Raw genomic sequence first — 21,131 nt, forward strand, 5'->3', positions numbered from 1 at the left:
TCGGCTCTCGCGCGCGCTTTCCCGGTCTCCTAGCGTGCGGGCGTGGCTACTCACGACAAAGGCTCGAGCACCTCGAGCGCTTTCTCCGACGACTCGTTCTACTCGAGCAGCGGAGGGGGAGTGCACCACTTCGACGACAGCACGACCAGAGTCGGCGAAGGGGCTACTTCGCCGTACGACTCCACGACGAAGTCGTTCGACACGACGGCCTACACGCCGCTGGACAAGTCCACTGTGGACAAGTTCGCCGACGACCCGTTCGACGACGAGCGCAAGAAGTTCGGCTGGACCGCCGGTCCCGACCTCGGTCTGCTCGGACTGCGCGCCGTGCTCGGCGGCATCTTCGTGCTGCACGGACTGCAGAAGGTCTTCGGCCTGTTCGGCGGCCCCGGCATCGACGGCTTCGCGAAGTCGCTGGAGTCGATGGGCTACCGCGAGTCGGTCGTCCTCGCCTGGGTCACCGGCGTCACGGAGCTCGCCGGCGGCAGCCTGCTCGTGCTGGGCCTCTTCACGCCGCTCGCGGCGGCGGGCCTGCTCGCGGTGATGGCCAACGTGATCGCGCTGAAGTACAAGGGCGGCTTCTTCGGCCCCAAGGGCGTCGAACTGGAACTCGCGCTCGCGGGCATGGCGTTCGCGGCGCTGTTCGCCGGACCCGGCCGGGCCGCGCTCGACTACAACCGCAGCTGGTTCCGCCACCCGCTGGCGGCCGGGTTCATCGCCCTGCTGCTCGGTGGTGGTGCGGCCGCGGTGACGTTCTTCGTGTTCCGGTAGGCGCCCTCGCGTGCGGAAGAACCTGACGGGAGCGCTGCTCCAGTTCGCCCTGCTGGTGATCGGAATTCCGATCGTGTACCTGGTGGCGGTCCCGTTCGGTCTCACCGCGAGATCCCTGCTACCGCCGCTGGGCCTGCTCGCGGGCCTGGTGGTCAGCGGCGTCCTGGTCAAGAAGACGAGCCGGCCCGTCGGCGGACCGCTGACGGGCTGGCTCGTCTTTCTGGCTTGTCTGGCGCTGACGTTCGTCGGCTAGAGCCGGGCGATGTTCTCGCGCAGGTGCGCGACGGACGACGTGCCTGGGATGAGCAGGATGTTCGGTGACCGCTGGAGCAACCAGGCCAGCGCGGCGGACCTCGGTGCCTGAAGTGGTGTGAAGCCCCCGAGCGGGAAGAACGGCACGTACGCGATGCCCTCGGCCGCGAGCCGGTCGACGAGGTCGTCGTCCTGGCGGTGAGCGATGTTGTACATGTTCTGCACGGCCACGACCGGCGCGATGCGCTGCGCTTCGGCGACTTGTTCCGCGAGGGCGTTGCTGACCCCGAGGTGGCGGATCAGGCCATGCTGCCGGAGCTCGGCGAGAGTCTCGAACGCCTCCGCGACCGAACCGGGCTGAGGACCTTCCGCGTTCCCGAGTCGCAGGTAGACCAGGTCGAGCACGTCGAGCCCCAGGGACTTCAGGTTGTCGTGGACCTGACCGCGCAGGTCCTCAGGTCGCCGGGCCACCGGCCAGCCGCCCTGGCCGTCGCGGGTCGCGCCCACCTTGGTCGCGATGACCAGCGACTCGGGGTACGGGTGCAACGCCTCGCGGATCAGCTCGTTGGTGACGCGCGGGCCGTAGGCGTCGCTGGTGTCGATGTGGGTGATGCCGAGGCCGACCGCCGCACGCAGCACGGCCAGGGCGCCGTCGCGATCGGCAGGGGGACCCATGACGCCTGGACCGGCCAGTTGCATGGCGCCGTAGCCGAACCGCGTGACGGTCAGGTCGCCCAGGGTCCAAGTGCCGCCGGGAAGAGTGTTCATGTGCACTAGCCTTGGAGAGAAACTTCCTGTCGGGAAGTAGGCACTCAGAAGTGCGCAACCCTCCCAGAGGTGAGTCTGTGGCGACGACGAACGCGGCCCGGAAGAGGGCTCAGGCCAAGGTCGAGTACAACGCGTTCCTGGCGGGCTGCCCCAGCCGCCGGCTGCTCGACCGGATCTCGGACAAGTGGGTCGTCCTGGTCCTGTGCGCGCTCGGCGGAGGTCCGCTGCGGTACTCCGAGCTCGCCCGCACGCTGGCCGGGGTGAGTCAGAAGATGCTGACCCAGACGTTGAGGTCGTTGGAGCGCGACGGACTGCTGACCCGCACGGTGACGCCGACCGTCCCTGTGACCGTCTCCTACGAGCTGACCGAGCTCGGCCGCTCGCTGCACGAGCTGACCCGCGGGCTCAGGAGCTGGGCGCAGGAACACATGGGCGAGGTCCTCGCGAACGCCGACAGGTACGACACCGCCAAAAAGGAGCTGCCCTGACCGGAAGCCGGCCAGGGCAGCGCAGCCGAAACGTGATCTAGCGGTTCGGGTCGCGCACCGCGCCGGTCGACGCGTCGGTCGCCATCCGCGCGTACGCCCGCAGCGCGCCCGTGATCGGCCGCACCCGGTCCACCGGCTGCCACGGCCGTTCCGACGCCTCCATCTTGGCGCGCCGCTCGGCCAGCACCTCGTCGTCCACCAGCAGTTCGAGGCGCCGCTCGTGCACGTCGATCAGGATCCGGTCACCGTTCTCGACGAGCCCGATCGTGCCGCCGCCCGCCGCTTCCGGCGAGATGTGGCCGATCGACAGGCCCGACGAACCGCCGGAGAACCGGCCGTCGGTGATCAGCGCGCACTTCTTGCCGAGGCCGGAGCCCTTGAGGAACGCGGTCGGGTGCAGCATCTCCTGCATGCCGGGGCCGCCGGACGGACCCTCGTAGCGCACCACGAGCACCTCGCCCGCCTGGATCTCCTTGTTGAGGATCACCGAGACGGCCTGCTCCTGGGACTCGACGACGCGCGCCGGGCCCTCGAAGCGCCACAGGTCCTCGTCGATGCCCGCGGCCTTGATGATCGCGCCGCGCTCGGCGAGGTTGCCGCGCAGCACGGCCAGTCCGCCGTCACGGGTGTAGGCGTGGTCGAAGTCGCGGATGCAGCCGCCGGCCGCGTCGGTGTCCAAAGAGGACCAGCGGTTCGACGTCGAGAACGCCTCGGTCGTGCGCACACCACCGGGCGCGGCGTGGAACAGTTCGACGGCCTCCGGCGACGGGTTCGCGGCGCGGATGTCCCACTTCGCGAGCCAGGACTCCAGGTCCGGCGAGTGGACGGAGTGCACGTCGCGGTTCAGCAGGCCGGCGCGGTCCAGTTCGCCCAGCAGCGCGGGGATTCCGCCCGCCCGGTGCACGTCCTCCATGTGGTAGTCGGAGTTCGGCGACACCTTGGACAGGCACGGCACGCGGCGGGACAGGTCGTCGATGTCCTGCAGCGTGAAGTCGATCTCGCCCTCCTGCGCGGCGGCGAGGATGTGCAGCACGGTGTTCGTCGAGCCGCCCATGGCCATGTCGAGCGCCATCGCGTTCTCGAACGCCTTGCGGTTCGCGATCGAGCGCGGCAGCACCGACTCGTCGTCCTCGCCGTACCACCGGCGGCACAGCTCCACGACCACGCGGCCGGCCTCGGAGAACAGCTCGCGGCGCGCGGCGTGGGTGGCCAGCGTCGAGCCGTTGCCCGGCAACGACAGGCCGAGCGCCTCGGTGAGGCAGTTCATGGAGTTCGCGGTGAACATGCCGGAGCAGGAGCCGCACGTCGGGCACGCGGAGCGCTCGACCTCGGACAGCCCCTCCTCGTTCACGGCGGGCGAGGCCGAGGCGGCGATCGCGGTGATGAGGTCGGTCGGCGCGACGGCGACACCCTCGACCACGACGGCCTTGCCGGCCTCCATCGGGCCGCCGGACACGAACACGACGGGGATGTTGAGCCGCATCGCCGCGTTCAGCATGCCGGGGGTGATCTTGTCGCAGTTCGAGATGCAGACGATCGCGTCGGCCTGGTGCGCGTTGACCATGTACTCGACGGAGTCGGCGATGATCTCGCGGCTGGGCAGCGAGTAGAGCATGCCGCTGTGGCCCATGGCGATGCCGTCGTCGACCGCGATGGTGTGGAACTCGCGCGGCACGCCACCCGCCTCGCGCACGGCCTCGGCCACGATGTCGCCGAGGTCCCGCAGGTGCACGTGACCCGGCACGAACTGCGTGTAGGAGTTGGCGATCGCGATGATCGGCTTGCCGAAGTCGCTGTCGGTCATGCCGGTCGCGCGCCAGAGGGCGCGCGCTCCGGCCGCGTTGCGACCGTGCGTGGTGGTGCGAGAGCGGAGCTGAGGCACTGCTCCTCCAGATTCAGTTCAAGAAAAAGCGCGCGGGACGCGGGGGTGAGGCGTCCACCAGTCTGGGAGCGGTGCCTCAAAGGTTACTTGTGCGCAGACTCGCCGAGACCAGCAGATAGGCCAGTGCGAGCGTGACGACGTGCACAACGGTGCACCACAGGCAGATCTTGCCGATGATGAGGAACTCGGCCGCGACCAGGTAGACCACCATCAGCACGCCCACGCCGACGGCGCCCAGCCGCACCCACTTCAGCGCGTCGATCCGCCACGCGAACGGGAGGCAGATCACGGTCAGGAAGGCGAAGAAGGCCAGGCCGAGGAACGCGACGGGGATGCCGAACAACGCGGACTGCTCGCTCGTGGTCACCGTCTCGCAGTCGACGACGGCGTCGGCCGAGCACAGCAGCGCGGAGGCGTTGAAGTGCGTGTAGGTCAGATAAGCCGAGGTCAGCAGGCCTGCGATGGACAGCAGCAGGCTCAGCAGCGGAACTCGTTGGATCACTCCGCCGACTGTACGGATTCCTCTGTGACGGTCGGGTCAGGAACACGCCCGCCGCTGACCGCGGACAACGCCGGCAGGTGCATGAACCGCACCGCGGGCAGCGTCACCTCGGTGTCGTCCGTCTTCACCGCCTTCAGCCAGCCCTTCTGGACCAGCCGGATGGACTTCACCTCGTCCCAGCGCACGGTCGTCGAGCCGAACAGCCCCCGAGCGACGAGCGCCTCCTCGGTGACGGTGGTGCGGTTGCGCACGACCCACCACGCATAGCCGAGCGGCAGCACGTACAACGCCTGCAGGCCAGGAACGGCCCACGCCACAGGGGTCACGCAGATGGCGATGAGACCCGCCGCGAGCAGCGCCGTTGCCGGGATGCGAAAGACCAGCTTGTTCACTCGAAGGATTGTTCCACGTCCACGATCCGGGAATTCCGTCTCGCAGAGTTGACGCACTCTTGCGCGAGGCGATAACGTCCGCCTCATGCAGCGCACGCTCGTTCTCGTACTTCTCAGGCGCGTCGACGCCTGAGCCGAACAGCCTGCGTCGACGCGCGACCCTCGCACGACCCATCTTCGGGTTGTCGAGGGTTTTTTCGTGTCCGGACCCCGATACCCACGAGGCAAACCAATGACCAGCGCACCATCGCGACAGGCTTCCGAGCCCTCGTCGCCACGTCCAGGTCCGCGCCCCAAACCGGCTCCGCCCACTGGCGCGCCGATTCGAGTGACCGGGGCGCAGTCCCTCGTCCGCTCGCTTGAGGCGGTCGGGTGTGAAGTGGTGTTCGGCATTCCCGGCGGGACGATCCTTCCCGCGTACGACCCGCTGCTGGACTCCACGAAGGTCCGGCACATCCTCGTCCGCCACGAGCAGGGCGCAGGACACGCGGCGACCGGATACGCGCAGGCCACCGGCAAGGTCGGGGTCTGCATGGCGACCTCGGGACCCGGTGCGACGAACCTCGTCACGCCGCTCGCGGACGCGAACATGGACTCCGTGCCCGTCGTCGCGATCACCGGCCAGCAGACGCGGCCGCTGATCGGCACGGACGCCTTCCAGGAGGCGGACATCTGCGGCATCACGATGCCGATCACCAAGCACAACGTGCTCGTGACCGACCCGGCGGAGATCCCGAGGGCGATCGCGGAGGCGTTCCACATCGCGGCGACCGGCCGACCCGGCCCGGTCCTCGTCGACATCCCGAAGGACGTGCTGCAGGAGCAGACCAGCTTCTCGTGGCCGCCCGAGATGCGCCTGCCCGGTTACCGGCCGACGACCCGGCCGCACGGCAAGCAGGTGCGCGAAGCCGCCAAGCTGATCGTGAACGCCCGCAAGCCGGTCCTGTACGTGGGTGGTGGCGTCATCAAGGCGGACGCGTCCGCGGAGCTGCTGCGCCTGGCCGAGGACACCGGCATCCCGGTCGTCACCACGCTGATGGCGCGCGGCGCGTTCCCCGACTCGCACCAGCAGCACCTCGGCATGCCCGGCATGCACGGCACCGTCGCGGCCGTCGCGGCGATGCAGAAGTCGGACCTGCTGATCGCGCTGGGCGCCCGGTTCGACGACCGCGTCACCGGCCAGCTCGGCTCGTTCGCCCCCGACGCGCAGATCATCCACGCCGACATCGACCCGGCCGAGATCTCGAAGAACCGCCGCGCGGACGTCCCGATCGTGGGCGACTGCAAGGAGATCATCACCGAGCTGATCGACGCGGTCCGCGCCGAGCGCGAGACGGCCAAGAAGGTCGACCTCACGCCGTGGTGGGACACGCTGAGCTCGCTGCGCGAGACGTTCCCGCTGGGCTACGACTGGCCGGAGGACGGCACGCTGTCGCCGCAGTTCGTGATCGAGCGGATCGGCGCGCTGTCGCCGGCCGACACGATCTACACGGCGGGCGTCGGCCAGCACCAGATGTGGGCCGCGCAGTTCGTGAAGTACGAGCAGCCGCGCACGTGGATCAACTCCGGCGGCCTCGGCACGATGGGCTTCGCGGTCCCGGCCGCGATGGGCATCAAGGCAGGTGAACCGGACCGCACGGTGTGGGCCATCGACGGCGACGGCTGCTTCCAGATGACCAACCAGGAGCTCGCCACCTGTGCCATCGAAGGCCTGCCGGTCAAGATCGCCGTGATCAACAACGGCAACCTGGGCATGGTCCGCCAGTGGCAGACGCTCTTCTACGGTGAGCGGTACTCCAACACGGATCTGGGGACGCACAAGCACCGCATCCCAGACTTCAAGCTGCTGGCGGAGGCCCTCGGCTGCGTGGGCCTGCGGGCCGAGTCGCGCGAGGAGGTGGACGAGGTGATCGCGAAGGCGCTGGAGATCAACGACCGGCCGGTCGTGGTCGACTTCGTCGTCGGCAAGGACGCGCAGGTGTGGCCCATGGTCGCGGCCGGCACCGGCAACTCCGAGATCATGGCCGCTCGCGGCATCCGCCCCCTGTTCGACGAGGATCTGTGATGACCAGGCACACGCTGAGCGTTTTGGTCGAGGACAAGCCCGGTGTGCTCGCGCGCGTCGCCGGCCTGTTCTCCCGCCGCGGCTTCAACATCGAGTCGCTGGCGGTCGGCCGCACCGAGTACCCCGACATCTCCCGCATGACCATCGTGGTCTCGGTCGACGAGCTGCCGCTGGAGCAGGTGACCAAGCAGCTCAACAAACTCATCAACGTCATCAAGATCGTCGAGCTGGAGCCGACCGCTTCCGTTCAGCGGCAACTGGTGTTGATTAAGGTTCGTGCGGATGCGACGGTGCGGTCGCAGGTCCTCGAAACCGTGCAGCTCTTCCGCGCGAAGGTCGTCGACGTGTCGCCGGAGGCGGTCACGATCGAGGCCACCGGCACGTCTGAGAAGCTCGACGCGTTGTTGCGCATGCTGGAGCCCTACGGGCTTCGCGAGATCGTCCAGTCCGGCATGGTCGCCATCGGCCGTGGCGCTCGTTCCATCACCGCCACCGCGGTTCGTTAGTACTAGAGAGAAGGAAACACTGTGAGCGTCGAGATCTTCTACGACGACGATGCCGACCTGAGCATCATCCAGGGCCGCAAGGTGGCCGTGATCGGCTACGGCAGCCAGGGCCACGCCCACGCGCTGTCCCTGCGCGACTCGGGCGTCGAGGTCCGCATCGGTCTGCAGGAGGGCTCCAAGTCCCGCGCCAAGGCCGAGGAAGAGGGCCTGGAGGTCGGTACGCCGGCCGAGGTCTCCGCGTGGGCCGACGTGATCATGATCCTGGCGCCGGACACCGCCCAGCGCCACATCTACGCCAACGAGATCGCGGCGAACCTGAAGGAGGGCGACGCGCTCTTCTTCGGCCACGGCTTCAACATCCGCTACGGCCTGATCACCGCTCCGTCCGGTGTGGACGTCGCCATGGTCGCGCCGAAGGGCCCCGGCCACCTGGTCCGCCGCCAGTTCGTCGACGGCAAGGGCGTGCCCGCGCTCATCGCGGTCGAGCAGGACGCCTCCGGCAACGCGCAGGCCCTCGCGCTCTCGTACGCCAAGGGCATCGGCGGCACCCGTGCCGGCGTCATCAAGACGACGTTCAAGGAAGAGACCGAGACGGACCTCTTCGGCGAGCAGGCCGTCCTGTGCGGTGGCGCGTCGGCTCTCGTCCAGGCGGGCTTCGAGGTCCTCACCGAGGCGGGCTACGCCCCCGAGGTCGCGTACTTCGAGTGCCTGCACGAGCTGAAGCTGATCGTCGACCTCATGTACGAGGGCGGCATCGCCCGCATGCGCTACTCGATCTCCGACACCGCCGAGTACGGCGACCTCACCCGCGGCCCGCGCGTCATCACCGCGTCGGTCAAGGAGGAGATGAAGAAGATCCTGGGCGAGATCCAGGACGGCACCTTCGCGAACGAGTGGGTCGGCGAGGACGACAACGGCCGCGCCAACTACAAGAAGCTGCAGCAGGAGGGTGAGAACCACCCGATCGAGGCGACCGGCAAGAAGCTCCGCGACATGATGTCGTGGGTCGACCGCCCCATCACCGAGACCGCCTGAGTCCTTTCCCGAGGAAGGCCCGCGGAGCGTGAAGCTCCGCGGGCCTTTCGCTTCGCTGTGTCGATCATCCGCTAGCTTCTCCGGGTATGACCGACAGCGCGCCCATCTACGACGACAAGGCCCACGTGCGCGGCAACCTGGACCTCCGCGCCGCCGAGTGGAAGCGCCCGCCGGAGCCGGAGCCCGAGGACGGCCACGTCGAGATCGCCTTCGTGGAGCACACCGACGGCGCCACCTACGTGGCCATGCGCAACTCCAAGCAGCTGGAACCGGTCCTCGTCTTCACGATGGCCGAGTGGGACGCCTTCGTGGCGGGCGCCAAGGACGGGGAGTTCGACGAGCCCTGGTAGGGCCTCAGCAGCTGTAGGACTGGCGGGTCTTGAAGATGTCCACGGCGCTGTAGAGGCCCGAGTCGAAGGTGAAGTCGGCGCTCCAGAAGTACTTCGGTGGCGGGTTGCCGTCGTCCATCCGCGGGCTGTTGAACGTGCCTCTGACGAACAGCCTGGTGCCGCCCGTCGTGTAGAACGTCAGGGTGGTGTGCCAGACGTCGCCGGTGTGCGTCTTGTAGGTCAGCGTGGTCGCGCTGAACGTGCCCGTTCCGTCCGGGCGCAGCACGATGGTGCCGTTGTCCTGCTGGCAGTCACCGCTGTGCAGCTGGCCCCAGACCGCGCTCTTGACCGCGGTGGTGTGCAGCCCGCCGGCCTGCGCCGTGGCCGCACCACTGTCCGCGTGCGCCGCCGGCACGCCGATGAGCAGCGCGATGCCGGCGATGGCCGCCGTGACGGCCGTCTTGAGTCCTCGAGTTACGCGTTTCATCGTTTCCCTTCACAGCATCCCGGACGGCGGGGAGCGACTCTCTCCGCTTGCTGCGCTGACGGTGGCGGTAGCCGTCGACAATCCGTCGACAGTTCGTCGACGGTCAGAGGGAACCGATGTCGGGCCGGGTCGTCACGACGACCGGGTGGGCCGTTTCCTGGGCAGGTGCCATTGCCGGGGAGGGCGGCGGGATCTGGTGAGCATCCCCAGGCCGGCGAACCTGTCGCGTGAGCGCGGTCCGCGACCGCACCGCACGTCCGCCTCCCGCACGCGGTCCGCGCGCCGCCGGGCACCGGTCGCCGCGATCAGCGCGGAGGCCGACACGAGGCTGCGGGCGCGGAGGTCCTCGACTCCCGCGAACTGCCACCTGAGATCTGTCAGGCACGTCATGCCCGGAAGCTAGCAAGGCGTCCCCGCCGAGGTCAGCCGGTTTTCGGCCCACCACGTGCGGCCGCGTCAGGGAAACCGGCGCAAACACCGTCCCAGCCCTCAGGACGCGGCAGTGACCTGAGACACCCGCCAAAGGCCGGGTCAAGGCCCCCTGTCTATGCTCGTTAACAGTCCGGACACATTGCGGTGCCCGGTCGGCGCGGGTCAGCCGCCTCGACCTCGCCCGCGCCCCACGATCCAACCGTTCTGGGAGCGATGTCCGTGACCAACACGAGCCGACCTGTTGTCCTCATCGCCGAGAAGCTCGCACCGTCCGTGCTGGACGCTCTCGGTGATGGCGTGGAAGTGCGCCACGTAGACGGCACCGACCGCCCGGCCCTCCTCGAGGCCGTCGCGGACGCGGACGCCCTGCTCGTGCGGTCCGCCACGCAGGTCAACGCCGAGGTGTTCGCCGCCACCCGCAAGCTGAAGGTCGTGGCCCGTGCGGGCGTCGGCCTGGACAACGTCGAGGTCCCGGCCGCCACGGCCAACGGCGTCATGGTCGTCAACGCGCCGACGTCCAACATCGTCAGCGCCGCCGAGCACGCCGTCGCCCTGCTGCTCGCCGTCGCGCGCCAGATCCCGGCCGCGCACGAGACGCTGCAGAACCACGAGTGGAAGCGCAGCAAGTTCAACGGCGTCGAGCTCAACGGCAAGACGGTCGGTGTCGTGGGCCTGGGCAAGATCGGCCAGCTGTTCGCGCAGCGCATCGCCGCGTTCGGCACCACGCTGATCGCCTACGACCCGTACGTCTCGGCGCAGCGGGCCGCCCAGCTCGGCATCGAGCTCGTGACGCTGGAGGAGCTGCTGGAGCGCGCCGACGCGATCAGCATCCACCTGCCGAAGACCCCGGAGACCAAGGGCCTGATCGGCGCCGAGCAGCTCGCCAAGGCCAAGCGCGGCGTCATCATCGTCAACGCCGCCCGCGGTGGCCTCATCGACGAGGAGGCGCTGGCCGAGGCGGTCAAGGAGGGCCAGGTCGGCGGCGCCGGCGTGGACGTCTTCTCCACCGAGCCCACGACCGAGAGCCCGCTGTTCAACGTCCCGGGCATCGTCGTCACCCCGCACCTCGGCGCGAGCACCACCGAGGCCCAGGACCGCGCGGGCACCGACGTCGCGAAGAGCGTCGTCCTCGCGCTCGCCGGCGAGTTCGTGCCGGACGCCGTCAACGTGCAGGGCGGCGCGGTCGGCGAGGAGGTGCGCCCCTACCTGCCGCTCGTGCAGAAGCTCGGCACCGTCCTCAGTGCACTGTCGTCGAAGGCGCCGACCAGCGTCACCGTCGAGGTGCGCGGCGAACTGTCCACTGAGGACGTCGCGGTGCTGCCGCTCGCGGCGCTGCGCGGGGTCTTCTCCAGCGTGGTCGAGTCGCAGGTGACGTTCGTCAACGCCCCGCAGCTCGCCGCGGACCTCGGCGTGAGCGTGGACGTGGTCAAGGAGACCGAGAGCCCGAACCACCGCAGCCTCGTCACGGTGAAGGCCGTGCAGGCCGACGGCACGAGCAACAGCGTGTCCGGCACGGTCAGCGGGATCGCGCAGGTCGAGAAGCTGGTGAACATCAACGGCCGCAACTTCGACCTGCGGGCCGAGGGAACCGTGTTGCTGCTGGAGTACCCGGACCGTCCGGGTGTTATGGGCACGGTCGGCACGCTGCTCGGCGAGGCCGGGGTGAACATCGAGGCCGCGCAGATCAGCCAGACCGGTGCGGACGCCGTGATGGTCCTGCGCGTGGACCGTCCGGTCGACACCGCGGTGCTCGACCCGATCGGTGCCGCCGTGGGAGCGCGCACCGTGCGGAGTGTCGACTTCGGATAGTCACGGACAAAGCGGGAGGGGGACGGTCAAATCCCCCTTCCGCGGCTGTCACGGTGAACAACGAAGCTGTAACGACCAACTCTCCGTAGACAAACTTCATACTTTCGGGGCAGTCGCAGACACACATCAGCGATTAGCGTCCCCACGAGGTTGACCTGGTGCCGTAGAGGGCGCGGCACGTGTACTCGGGTCGAAGGAACACACCTCGTTTGGGGCAATGTTGTGAAGAGACGATCGAGTCTGGTGGTGTTCTCTGCCATCACCACACTGCTGATCGCACCCGCCACGGCTCAGGCGCAGAGCGAACCGCTCGCGCAGCCGCTCAAGGGTGCACACGGGCTGGACGCGAAAGCGTTGCAGCTCAAGGTTTCCCCCCGGCTGAACCAGTCCGGCCAGGTCACCGCGTTCGTCGCGCTCGACCGAAAGCCCGCCGTCGACGCCTTCGAGGAGAAGAAGTCGCAGGGCAAGGAAGCCGCGAAGCAGGCCGCCAAGCAGGCGAAGAGCGACGTGTCGGCGACGGTCGGCCAGGTCGTCGGTGAGCTCAAGGCGAAGGACAACGCCACCAAGGAGCTCTTCCACACGTCCAACGGCGTTCCCGGCGTGGTCGTGACGGCGGACGCGGCGAAGGTCCGCGAGCTGGCGAACCGCTCGGACGTCACCGGGGTCTACCCGGTCGTGCCGAAGACGCGCGACAACTCGAACGCGGTGCAGCTCACCAGGACGCTCAACGTCTGGCAGCAGTACGGCAAGCTCGGTGACGACGTCCGGATCGGCATCATCGACACCGGCGTCGACTACACGCACGCGAACTTCGGCGGTCCCGGCACGGTCGACGCGTTCCGCGCGGTCGACCCGCGGGCGAAGAACCCGAACTTCCCGACCTCGAAGGTCGTCGGCGGATGGGACTTCGTCGGCGAGGACTACGACGGGGCCAGCACGGACCCGGCGATCAACACGCCGAAGCCCGACCCGAACCCGATCGACTGCAACGGTCACGGTTCGCACGTCGCGGGCACCGCGGCCGGTTTCGGTGAGAACGCCGACGGCAGCACGTTCAAGGGCGACTACACCAAGCTCGACGCCGACAAGCTCAACGCGATGAAGATCGGTCCCGGCACCGCGCCGAAGGCCCTCATCTACGCGCTGAAGGTCTTCGGCTGCGAGGGCTCGACCAACGTCACCTCGCAGGCGCTCGACTGGGCGCTCGACCCCGACGGCGACGGCGACTTCTCCGACCACCTCGACGTGGTCAACCTGTCGCTCGGCTCCGACTACGGCGCCCCGGACGACCCCGACAGCCTCTTCGTCAGGAAGCTGTTCAAGGTCGGCGTCATGCCGGTCTTCTCCGCCGGCAACGGTGGCGACCTCTACGACATCGGCGGCTCGCCGGGCAGCACGCCCGAGGCGCTGACCGTCGCGTCCGTGCGCGACTCGTTCGTGCTGCGTGACGGCGCCGTGGCCAACGGCCAGACGAAGGCCGGTCAGTACAGCCAGAACTTCACCGGCTACCTGGGCTACGACAAGACCCTGCCGGTCGTGAAGCTCACCCAGGAGGGCAACCTCGACGGCTGCCTGCCTATCACGCAGACGGGCCTCGCGGGCAAGTACGTCTGGCTGGAGTGGGACGACAACGACGCGTCGCGCCGTTGCGGCTCGGCCGGCCGCACCAACAACGCGCAGGCCGCCGGTGCGCTGGGCGTCGTGCTCTCGTCCACCGTGAACAACTTCACCGCGGGCATCGCGGGCAACGCGACCATCCCGGTGTTCCAGTTCACCGGCGACGCCACCAAGCAGGTGCGTCCGCTGCTGGACGCGGGCACGCTGACGGTCCGTCTCGCGGGATCGCTGCGCACCACCGTGCCGACGTACGACCAGTCCATTTCGGACACGCCGAGCTCGTTCACCAGCCGCGGCACCCGCGGTGGGTCGATCAAGCCGGACGTGGCGGCGCCCGGTGACACGATCTCGTCGACCGCCGTCGGTTCCGGCAACGACCGCGCGGTGTTCTCCGGCACGTCGATGGCGTCCCCGCACGTCGCCGGCATCGCGGCCCTGGTGCGCCAGACGCACCCGGACTACACGCTGGAAGAGGTCAAGGCCGCGATCATGAACACGGCCGGCGCGGACGTGAAGGAGAACGGCAAGACCTTCGCGCCCAACCGCGTCGGCACCGGCCGCGTGGACGGCAAGGCCGCGATCGACAACCAGGTCCTGGCCTACGTCGAGGACGACCCCGGCTTCGTGAGCGCGAACTTCGGCGTCGTCGAGGTCGCCAAGCCGGTCTCGAAGACCAAGACGATCAAGATCGTCAACAAGTCGACGAAGGCCGTCGAGTACAACGTCGGCTACGCGGCCGCCACGACGATCCCCGGCGTGAGCTACGTGCTCTCGCAGGACAAGGTGAAGCTGAGCCCGCGCGGCATCGCGCGCGTCAAGGTCACCCTGAAGATCGACGACCCGAAGGCGCTGCGCAAGACGGTCGACTCGACCGTCGTGGCCGACCAGCTGGGTGTGGCGCGTCAGTTCATCGCGGACGCCTCCGGTCGCGTGACCCTCACGCCGACCGCCGGTGCCACGGTGCCGCTGCGCCTGTCGGTGTACTCGGCGCCGAAGCCGGTCGCGGACATCAACACCCCGGCCGGCCTGAAGTTCCGCGGCACGGACAAGCAGTCGGTGCTGAACCTGACCGGCCGCGGCGTCGACCAGGGCACGGGCGCGCAGGCCTACCGCTCGCTGGTCAGCGTGCTGGAGCTGCAGGCCCAGTCGCCGAAGCTGCGCGACTGCAAGCGCAACGTCACCCAGAACTGCGCGCTCAACGAGACCGCCAAGGGCGGCGACCTGCGTTACGTCGGCGCGGCCTCCACGGCCCCGCTCGCCAAGGCGCAGGGCAAGCCCGAGGAGTCGATGCTGGCGTTCGGTGTCGCGATGTGGGGCAACTGGTACAACCTCGGCAAGAACACGGTTCCGTTCATCGACATCGACACCAACGGTGACGGCACCGCGGACTTCGAGACGTCCGCCACCCGCCTGAAGGACACCGACCTGCTGGTCGCGTCGACCGTGGACCTCAAGACGGGTGCGCAGGTCGACCTCCAGCCGATCAACGGCCAGTTCGGCGACGTCGACACCAACGCCGCCGACACCAACGTCGCGGTCCTGCCGGTGCTGCTCACGGCACTCGGCATCGACCCGGCGAAGGACACCGCCCGCATCTCGTACGTCGCCGGCACCGCCGGCCCGTACGCGGCGCCGGGCAACACGAACGGCCTGGTCGACGTGATCGACCACAGCCTGTCCTACGACCCGCTCAAGCCGGGCCTGTGGGTGCAGGGCGGTGGCGACGCGGCGCTCTCGTACCTCGCGAAGCCGGGTACCGCGCTCGTGGTGAACAGGGACGCGGCGGCGCTGAAGGCCGACAAGTCCGACGGCCTGCTGGTGCTCAACCACCACAACGCCAACGGTGACCGCGCGTCGGTCGTCTACGTCTGCTCGACCGGCCGCAACTCAGCCGTGTAGGTCGGACCTTTTCACGATGAAGGGAACCTTCCTCCACCTCACGTGGAGGAAGGTTCCCTTCATCGTTGTGAACAGGGGGGTCACCCCTTGACGCGACAGCTGTACTGCGGTCGAGTGACACTCGAAAGCGGGGAATGGGCCGTGTGGGTGTCCCGCAGTACGGGAGAGAACACCCCGAAGGGGTGTCCGGCATGCGGCGAGTGGCCGTGATGCCGGTAGCCTTTCGCGGAGGAAAGTAGTCCCACTAATTGGGGACGGACACCTGGGAGGTGTGTGGATGCGGCTCGCAGTGATCCCAGGAGACGGGATCGGGCCCGAGGTCATCGCTGAGGCTCTGAAGGTTCTCGGCGAGGTCGTTCCGGCGGCCGAAATCACCCGCTACGACCTCGGCGCGGCGCGCTGGCACGCCACGGGAGAGTTGTTGCCCGAGTCGGTGCTGGGAGAGCTTCGCCAGCACGACGCGATCCTGCTCGGTGCGGTGGGCGACCCGTCGGTGCCGAGCGGAATCCTGGAGCGCGGCCTGCTGTTGCGCCTGCGCTTCGAACTCGACCACCACGTGAACCTCCGCCCCGCTCGTCTCTACCCCGGCGTCCGCAGCCCGCTCGCGGACCCGCCCGAGATCGACATGGTGGTGGTGCGCGAGGGCACCGAGGGCCCGTACGCGGGCAACGGCGGTCTGCTGCGCAAGGACACCCCGCACGAGATCGCGACCGAGGTCTCGCTGAATACCTCGTTCGGCGTGGAGCGCGTCGTCCGAGACGCCTTCGCGCGTGCGTCGGCCCGCCAGCGCCGGCACCTGACGTTGGTGCACAAGACGAACGTCCTCACGCACGCCGGCTCGCTGTGGTCGCGCGTCGTCGAGGAGGTCTCGCTGCAGCACCCGGACGTGACCGTGGCGTACCAGCACGTCGACGCGGCCACGATCCACATGGTCACCGACCCGGGCCGCTACGACGTGATCGTGACGGACAACCTGTTCGGCGACATCCTGACCGACCTCGCCGCCGCCGTCACGGGCGGCATCGGCCTGGCCGCGTCGGGCAACCTGGACGTGACGCGCCGCAACCCGTCGATGTTCGAGCCGGTCCACGGCTCGGCGCCGGACATCGCGGGCCAGGGCATCGCGGACCCGACCGCCGCCGTGCTGTCGGTCGCGCTGCTGCTCGACCACCTGGGCGAGCACGAGGCGTCACGCCGGATCGAGGCCTCCGTGGCGTTCGACCTGGCGACGCGCGACCACCAGTCGCCGGGCGCGACCTACGCGATCGGTGACCGGCTCGCGGCACTCGTCTCCTCGAACGTCCGCACCGGCTGACCGCACGTTTCAGAAGTCACGCGGGGACCTTTCGTACTCTCGGAGAGTACGAAAGGTCCCCGCGTGACATTCAGGGAGACGCGGGCACGCGTGGTGCCGGGGACCGTGGTCGCTTCGGCCAGGACGTTTTGAAGCCCGGCCGGATGTCCCGGCCGGGCTTCGGCGTCTCAGGGTTCAGAGCTGGCCGTTGGCCTCGCGCCAGGCCCGCTCCTTCTTGATCCACTCGTTGTCCTGCGGGAACTCGTCGATCGTCGGCACCCGGCGGATCTCGGTCTTGAAGCCGGGGCCCGTGAGCGGCGCGCGCTTCGCCCACTCGATCGCCTCTTCCCTGGACGCGACGTTGATGATGTAGAAGCCGTTGAACAGCTCCTTCGTCTCGCCGTACGGGCCGTCGGTCACGACCGGCGGCTCGGCGGAGTAGTCGACGACCACGCCCTCGGACGGGTCGGACAGGCCCTCGGCGGCGAGCAGGACGCCCGCGCGGATCATCTCGTCGTTGTACCGGCCGACGATCTCCAGCATCTTGTCGAAGTCGACGTCGCCCAGGTTCGCGAAGGCCTCGTCGGTCGCGCGCCAGATCAGCATGAACTTCACGGTGTGTCTCCCTGTTCGTCTGTGTTGACGTCCACAGGTCGAACGGGTCCCGCACCGGATCGACACGGACCTCGAACTTTTTTGAAGTTTTCTTTTTCAGCAGGTCAGAGGCAGTTCGAACGCCGCGAAGACGGTCGGCGACCCGAATACGGCGGTGTGCGCGATCAGCCCGTCGGCGACCGTGAACACCTGCAGCGTGTGGAGCCGGCCGTCCGGCGAGTAGGCCGCCACCGCCGGTTGGCCGTTGGCGGCGGTCGGCGTCATGCGCCAGCCCTCGCCGCGCATCGCGAACACCCGGCGGAGGAACGCGGCGTAGTCGTCGCGACCGCGGTACCACAACGGCACCGGCGGCATCTCCAGGATCGCGTCCTCGGTGAGCAGCTCGACCAGCGCGCCGACGTCGGCCGCCTCGAAGGCCCGCACGTAGGCCTCCACGGTCCGCAACGCGGCGGGATCGCCGGACGGCACCACCTCGGCTCCGTCCAGTCCGGCCCGCGCCCGTTGCAGAGCGCTGTTGACCGACGCGACGGTCGTGCCGAGCTGCTCGGCCACCTCGGCGGCGCTGAACTCGAGCACCTCGCGCAGCACCCAGACCGCGCGCTGGCGGGCGGGCAGCGACTGCATGGCGGTGATCAGGGCCAGCCGCAGACTGTCCCGCCGCACCGCGAGGTCCGCGGGATCGGCCTTCCAGTCGGGGAACGGCTCCAGCCACGGCACCTCGAAGTCGGGCACCAGCGGGGTGTGCGGGTCGGTGCTCGGCGGGCCGAGCCCGGACGGCAGCGGCCGGCGCGCCTTGCCCTCCAGCGCGGTCAGGCACACGTTCGTGGCGATCCGGTACAGCCACGTGCGGATCGACGCCTTGCGCTCGTCGTAGCGTTCACGCGCGTTCCACGCCCGCAGCATGGTGTCCTGCACGAGGTCCTCCGCCTCGTGGACCGATCCGAGCATCCGGTAGCAGTAGGCGAGCAGCTCCCCGCGGTGCTGCTCGACGCGCGTCTGGAAAGTCGTGTCGGTCATCGCGATGAGTATGCGTCGCCCCGCCGGTATGTAGTGGCATGAATGATCTGATCGTCATCGAGTTCGTGACACTGGACGGCGTTGCCGAGGACCCGGACGGGTCCGGTGGCACCGCGGGCGGCGGCTGGGCGTTCCGGCACGGTCCGGAAGCGGTGAAGGGGGACAAGTTCGGACTGGGACCGTTGTTCGACACCGGCGTGCTGGTGCTCGGCCGGACCACGTGGGAACTGTTCTCCCGCATCTTTCCCAACCGCACCGACGAGTTCGCCACCAGGATGAACGCCATTCCCAAGCTGGTCGCGTCCCGCTCGCTGACGCACGTGGACGGTTGGGCGAACTCCTCGTTGATCGAGGGCGACCTGGTCGCGGAAGTGCGACGGCGCAAGGAGCACCAGGACGTCATCGTCACCGGCAGCATCAGCGTCGTGGACGCGTTGGTCGAGCACGACCTGGTCGACGAGTACCGCCTGCTGGTGTTCCCCACGACCGTCGGCGCCGGCCGCCGGGTGCCCCTGCCGGCGGATCTTCACCTGATCTCGGTGGAGCAGAAGGGGAACGGCGCACTCCTGCGCTCCCGCAGGGCTGCGTGACGCAGCCCTCAGTTGAACAGCTCGTCCGACACTCACCGTGAGCCACCGGTAACGTACGGCGCTGCCGATCTGGGGGGATTGGTTGAACGGGAGAGGCATGGACGAGGAAAACGAGGCGGTCGCCTGCGCGCGGCGCTACCGCGAGGGCGGGGGAGACCCGGAAGCGTTCCTGACGGCGTTCCGGGAGAGCACGGTGTACCTGCAGCGGGTCGATCCGCTGTCCCTGCCGGTCGTCACGGTCGAGGGGCTGAACTGGCTGGCGGCGTTCTCCAGCCCCGAGCTGCTGCAAGGACATCTCGCCGCCCGAGGTGAGCGCACCGACGCGCTCTACCTCGCGGTCACCGGCGGACGGTTGCTCGACCACTACCTGCCCGCGCTGCCCAGGCACACGGGTGTGGTGTTCGACAACGGGTCCGAGCACATGATGACGCTGCCGCCGGTGCGGGGCGTCGTCGCGGACGAGCTGGCGGTGGACGCGTGACCGGGTTCGGCGTCGACCTCGGCGCGATGGGGCAGGCGATCAAGGGCATCAACGACACCGTCGCCGCCCTGAAGGAGATCGCGCCCGACGGCGGGCACCTCGTGTCCACCACGACCACGTTCGGGATCATCTGCCCGGACGAGGACGAGTGCGGGGACGAGGCGCTCGCCGACGCGTTCGAGGAGTTCTTCGAGCGGTGGCGGTGGGGTCTGCGGCACCTGGTGAAGGAGGGCACGGCGATGGCGTCCGCGCTCACCGACACCAAGACCGTGTACGAGAAGGCGGACGACAAGGCCAAGCAGGCGTTCCAGTTGCTCATGGGCAACCCGCACGCCCACGACGACGCGTCCAAGAAGTCGTGGCAGGAACTGCAGAACTCCATGCAGCCGAACTCACCCGGGCAGGAGTGGGACAAGGCGGGCAAGGGTTTGGAAGACGCGTGGAACTCGTCGGTCAAGGACGTCCGCGGTGCTGCGGAATGGGTCGGTGATCTCACGTGAGCTTCTTCGGCCGCAGCGAGCTCGGTGACACCGACGATCCCGTCGAGCTGGTGCCCGGCAGCGTCACGTCCCTGGAGGAGACGGCGAACGGGCTGCGCAAGCTCTCGACCGCCTGCCAGGAGGCGTACCACGGCATGTCCGGATTGGACATGGGCCAGTGGACGGGGGAGGCGGCGGAGAAGTTCGGCGGCTACCTCGCCCAGGAGACGCCGAAGTGGCGTGACGCTGCCGAGGCGTTCGGGCCGGTCGTGGACGCATTGGCGACGTACAAGGGCGCGGTCGAACGCGCCCAGCGGGAAGCCGCCGAGGCGATCCGCCTCTACAACGAGGCCAAGGCGGAGACGCAGGCGGCGGAGAAGCAGTACGACGACGCCTCGTCGAGGTACGAGAAAGCCGCACTGGCCGCGGTGGTCTCCGGTGACGCGGCACCGTCGCCGCTCGCACCGTTCAGCGATCCCGGCAAGGCCAAGCGGGAGCAGGCCGAGCGGATCCTCGCCGACGCGCGCAAAGCGTTGCGGGCGGCGGCCGCGCAGACCACGTCGGTGGTCACCAAGGCGAAGGACAGGGCACCGGAGGAACCGGGCTTCCTGTCCAAGATCGTCGCCTCGTTCGAGGACACGACCGACCAGCTGGTCGACCAGATCGGGTCCTTCAACAGCGGTCTGACCAAGTCCGCGCTCGGCGTCGTGCAGCTGCTCCGCGCGACCAACCCCCTCGACCCGTACAACCTCTCGCACCCCGGCGAGTACGCGGCGAACATGATGAAGCAGGCCGCCGGCATGGTGCACATGGCCACGCACCCGGTCGACGCGGTCAAGGGCATCCTCAACTTCGAGCAGTGGAAGAAGGACCCGTTCGCCGCGCTCGGCCAGCTGACCGGTGACGTCGCCATCGCCGTCGCGACCGACGGCACGGGCCTCGCCGGCACGGCGGAGAAGGCGCTCGCCCGCGAGGCGGTGGAAACGTCGGCCCGCGAGGTCACCGAGCAGGCCGCGACCCAGCTCGGCAAGCACGTCGACGACAGCCTGCCGCCGTGGGTCAGGGGAGAGCACTACGAGCCGCCGTCGCACCCGACGGACTACGGCAACCCGCACCCCGACGAGCCGTTCGGTCCGCAGAAGACGGACGACCTCCCGCCGCACGACCGGGAACCGGAGCACCACCACGAGCCCGACCCTCCTGCCGAGGAACCGAAGCACGAGCCGGACGAGCGGCCGAAGATCACCGACCCGGAACACCTGCCGCAGCCTGACAAGAGCCACTACTTCCGGCTCCAGGACCTGGTGGGCGAGATCCAGGAGATGCTGCCCAACCTGTCGCCTTCCGAACGACAGGCGCAGCAGCAGTTGATGAACGAGTATCGGCAGCAGATGAACGGCATCTTGGCCAAGCACAGCTGA

Annotated in this window: 22 protein-coding genes; 14 read left to right on the forward strand and 8 right to left on the reverse strand. The window is 68.9% G+C overall.

Annotated features, from left to right (window positions below; genetic code table 11):
- The first annotated feature begins 42 nt into the window (after nucleotides 1–42).
- Both ACWEIJ_RS11610 and ACWEIJ_RS11615 read left to right on the forward strand, forming a co-directional pair.
- Nucleotides 43–771 (forward strand): DoxX family protein, encoded by a 729-nt coding sequence (locus ACWEIJ_RS11610; RefSeq protein ID WP_449837097.1) that lies wholly within the window; start codon nucleotides 43–45, stop codon nucleotides 769–771.
- A 10-nt stretch (nucleotides 772–781) separates the two neighbouring features.
- A complete protein-coding gene (locus tag ACWEIJ_RS11615; protein ID WP_449837098.1) occupies nucleotides 782–1,024 on the forward strand; it encodes a hypothetical protein in 243 nt (80 codons plus the stop codon).
- Here the strand turns inward: ACWEIJ_RS11615 and ACWEIJ_RS11620 are convergent.
- The gene (locus tag ACWEIJ_RS11620; RefSeq protein ID WP_449837099.1) at nucleotides 1,021–1,791 is read right to left on the reverse strand and encodes an oxidoreductase; all 771 of its coding nucleotides are present in this window, start codon (nucleotides 1,789–1,791) and stop codon (nucleotides 1,021–1,023) included. The two genes, ACWEIJ_RS11615 and ACWEIJ_RS11620, sit on opposite strands and share 4 nt — an antisense overlap.
- Nucleotides 1,792–1,868: 77 nt before the next feature.
- On the opposite strand from ACWEIJ_RS11620, the gene ACWEIJ_RS11625 reads away from it, so the two are divergent.
- Nucleotides 1,869–2,279 (forward strand): winged helix-turn-helix transcriptional regulator, encoded by a 411-nt coding sequence (locus tag ACWEIJ_RS11625; RefSeq protein ID WP_449837100.1) that lies wholly within the window; start codon nucleotides 1,869–1,871, stop codon nucleotides 2,277–2,279.
- A gap of 37 nt (nucleotides 2,280–2,316) precedes the next feature.
- On the opposite strand, the gene ilvD is transcribed toward ACWEIJ_RS11625, so the two are convergent.
- From ilvD to ACWEIJ_RS11640, 3 genes are all read right to left on the reverse strand, one after another.
- Nucleotides 2,317–4,161 (reverse strand): dihydroxy-acid dehydratase, encoded by a 1,845-nt coding sequence (ilvD, locus tag ACWEIJ_RS11630; protein ID WP_449837101.1) that lies wholly within the window; start codon nucleotides 4,159–4,161, stop codon nucleotides 2,317–2,319.
- 76 nt (nucleotides 4,162–4,237) lie between these two features.
- Nucleotides 4,238–4,663 carry a vitamin K epoxide reductase family protein gene (locus tag ACWEIJ_RS11635; RefSeq protein ID WP_449837102.1) on the reverse strand — a complete coding sequence of 142 codons (426 nt, stop codon included), beginning with the start codon at nucleotides 4,661–4,663 and terminating at the stop codon, nucleotides 4,238–4,240.
- Nucleotides 4,660–5,055, reverse strand: a complete 396-nt coding sequence (locus ACWEIJ_RS11640) for a PH domain-containing protein (protein WP_449837103.1) — start codon at nucleotides 5,053–5,055, stop codon at nucleotides 4,660–4,662. Before ACWEIJ_RS11640 ends, ACWEIJ_RS11635 begins: the two co-directional genes overlap by 4 nt.
- Before the next feature lie 232 nt (nucleotides 5,056–5,287).
- Between ACWEIJ_RS11640 and ACWEIJ_RS11645 the strand changes: the two genes are divergently transcribed.
- The 4 genes from ACWEIJ_RS11645 to ACWEIJ_RS11660 all read left to right on the forward strand — a co-directional run bounded on the left by ACWEIJ_RS11645 (nucleotide 5,288) and on the right by ACWEIJ_RS11660 (nucleotide 9,011).
- The gene (locus tag ACWEIJ_RS11645; RefSeq protein WP_449837104.1) at nucleotides 5,288–7,120 is read left to right on the forward strand and encodes an acetolactate synthase large subunit; all 1,833 of its coding nucleotides are present in this window, start codon (nucleotides 5,288–5,290) and stop codon (nucleotides 7,118–7,120) included.
- Nucleotides 7,120–7,626 carry an acetolactate synthase small subunit gene (gene ilvN, locus ACWEIJ_RS11650; protein ID WP_030467896.1) on the forward strand — a complete coding sequence of 169 codons (507 nt, stop codon included), beginning with the start codon at nucleotides 7,120–7,122 and terminating at the stop codon, nucleotides 7,624–7,626. Before ACWEIJ_RS11645 ends, ilvN begins: the two co-directional genes overlap by 1 nt.
- A 21-nt stretch (nucleotides 7,627–7,647) precedes the next feature.
- Nucleotides 7,648–8,661 carry a ketol-acid reductoisomerase gene (gene ilvC, locus ACWEIJ_RS11655; protein ID WP_449837105.1) on the forward strand — a complete coding sequence of 338 codons (1,014 nt, stop codon included), beginning with the start codon at nucleotides 7,648–7,650 and terminating at the stop codon, nucleotides 8,659–8,661.
- An 86-nt stretch (nucleotides 8,662–8,747) separates the two neighbouring features.
- The gene (locus ACWEIJ_RS11660) at nucleotides 8,748–9,011 is read left to right on the forward strand and encodes a DUF397 domain-containing protein (protein ID WP_449837106.1); all 264 of its coding nucleotides are present in this window, start codon (nucleotides 8,748–8,750) and stop codon (nucleotides 9,009–9,011) included.
- 4 nt (nucleotides 9,012–9,015) lie between these two features.
- Here ACWEIJ_RS11660 and ACWEIJ_RS11665 read toward each other — a convergent pair whose 3' ends face one another.
- Together ACWEIJ_RS11665 and ACWEIJ_RS11670 are read right to left on the reverse strand one after the other, a co-directional pair.
- Nucleotides 9,016–9,477, reverse strand: a complete 462-nt coding sequence (locus tag ACWEIJ_RS11665; RefSeq protein ID WP_449837107.1) for a DUF6294 family protein — start codon at nucleotides 9,475–9,477, stop codon at nucleotides 9,016–9,018.
- Between the two features lie 132 nt (nucleotides 9,478–9,609).
- Nucleotides 9,610–9,867 (reverse strand): hypothetical protein, encoded by a 258-nt coding sequence (locus ACWEIJ_RS11670; RefSeq protein WP_449837108.1) that lies wholly within the window; start codon nucleotides 9,865–9,867, stop codon nucleotides 9,610–9,612.
- 255 nt (nucleotides 9,868–10,122) lie between these two features.
- On the opposite strand from ACWEIJ_RS11670, the gene serA reads away from it, so the two are divergent.
- The 3 genes from serA to ACWEIJ_RS11685 all read left to right on the forward strand — a co-directional run bounded on the left by serA (nucleotide 10,123) and on the right by ACWEIJ_RS11685 (nucleotide 16,549).
- Nucleotides 10,123–11,718 (forward strand): phosphoglycerate dehydrogenase, encoded by a 1,596-nt coding sequence (gene serA, locus ACWEIJ_RS11675; RefSeq protein WP_449837109.1) that lies wholly within the window; start codon nucleotides 10,123–10,125, stop codon nucleotides 11,716–11,718.
- A 240-nt stretch (nucleotides 11,719–11,958) separates the two neighbouring features.
- Nucleotides 11,959–15,234 carry a S8 family serine peptidase gene (locus tag ACWEIJ_RS11680; RefSeq protein WP_449837336.1) on the forward strand — a complete coding sequence of 1,092 codons (3,276 nt, stop codon included), beginning with the start codon at nucleotides 11,959–11,961 and terminating at the stop codon, nucleotides 15,232–15,234.
- Between the two features lie 277 nt (nucleotides 15,235–15,511).
- The gene (locus tag ACWEIJ_RS11685) at nucleotides 15,512–16,549 is read left to right on the forward strand and encodes a 3-isopropylmalate dehydrogenase (RefSeq protein ID WP_204763745.1); all 1,038 of its coding nucleotides are present in this window, start codon (nucleotides 15,512–15,514) and stop codon (nucleotides 16,547–16,549) included.
- A gap of 174 nt (nucleotides 16,550–16,723) precedes the next feature.
- On the opposite strand, the gene ACWEIJ_RS11690 is transcribed toward ACWEIJ_RS11685, so the two are convergent.
- Together ACWEIJ_RS11690 and ACWEIJ_RS11695 are read right to left on the reverse strand one after the other, a co-directional pair.
- Nucleotides 16,724–17,143, reverse strand: a complete 420-nt coding sequence (locus ACWEIJ_RS11690) for a YciI family protein (RefSeq protein ID WP_449837110.1) — start codon at nucleotides 17,141–17,143, stop codon at nucleotides 16,724–16,726.
- A gap of 96 nt (nucleotides 17,144–17,239) precedes the next feature.
- Entirely contained in the window at nucleotides 17,240–18,160 is a 921-nt protein-coding gene (locus tag ACWEIJ_RS11695) for a sigma-70 family RNA polymerase sigma factor (protein WP_449837111.1), read from the reverse strand.
- A 38-nt stretch (nucleotides 18,161–18,198) separates the two neighbouring features.
- Here ACWEIJ_RS11695 and ACWEIJ_RS11700 point away from each other — a divergent pair, with 38 nt between their 5' ends.
- The 4 genes from ACWEIJ_RS11700 to ACWEIJ_RS11715 all read left to right on the forward strand — a co-directional run bounded on the left by ACWEIJ_RS11700 (nucleotide 18,199) and on the right by ACWEIJ_RS11715 (nucleotide 21,131).
- Complete coding sequence (locus ACWEIJ_RS11700) at nucleotides 18,199–18,750, forward strand: dihydrofolate reductase family protein (protein WP_449837112.1); 552 nt, start codon at nucleotides 18,199–18,201, stop codon at nucleotides 18,748–18,750.
- 97 nt (nucleotides 18,751–18,847) lie between these two features.
- Complete coding sequence (locus tag ACWEIJ_RS11705; RefSeq protein ID WP_449837113.1) at nucleotides 18,848–19,231, forward strand: SseB family protein; 384 nt, start codon at nucleotides 18,848–18,850, stop codon at nucleotides 19,229–19,231.
- On the forward strand, nucleotides 19,228–19,731 hold the full coding sequence (locus ACWEIJ_RS11710; protein ID WP_449837114.1) for a hypothetical protein: 504 nt from the start codon (nucleotides 19,228–19,230) through the stop codon (nucleotides 19,729–19,731). Before ACWEIJ_RS11705 ends, ACWEIJ_RS11710 begins: the two co-directional genes overlap by 4 nt.
- Nucleotides 19,728–21,131 (forward strand): putative T7SS-secreted protein, encoded by a 1,404-nt coding sequence (locus tag ACWEIJ_RS11715; protein ID WP_449837115.1) that lies wholly within the window; start codon nucleotides 19,728–19,730, stop codon nucleotides 21,129–21,131. The genes ACWEIJ_RS11710 and ACWEIJ_RS11715 overlap by 4 nt, the downstream gene beginning before the upstream one ends.

This window comes from Lentzea sp. NPDC004789, from assembly GCF_053601075.1.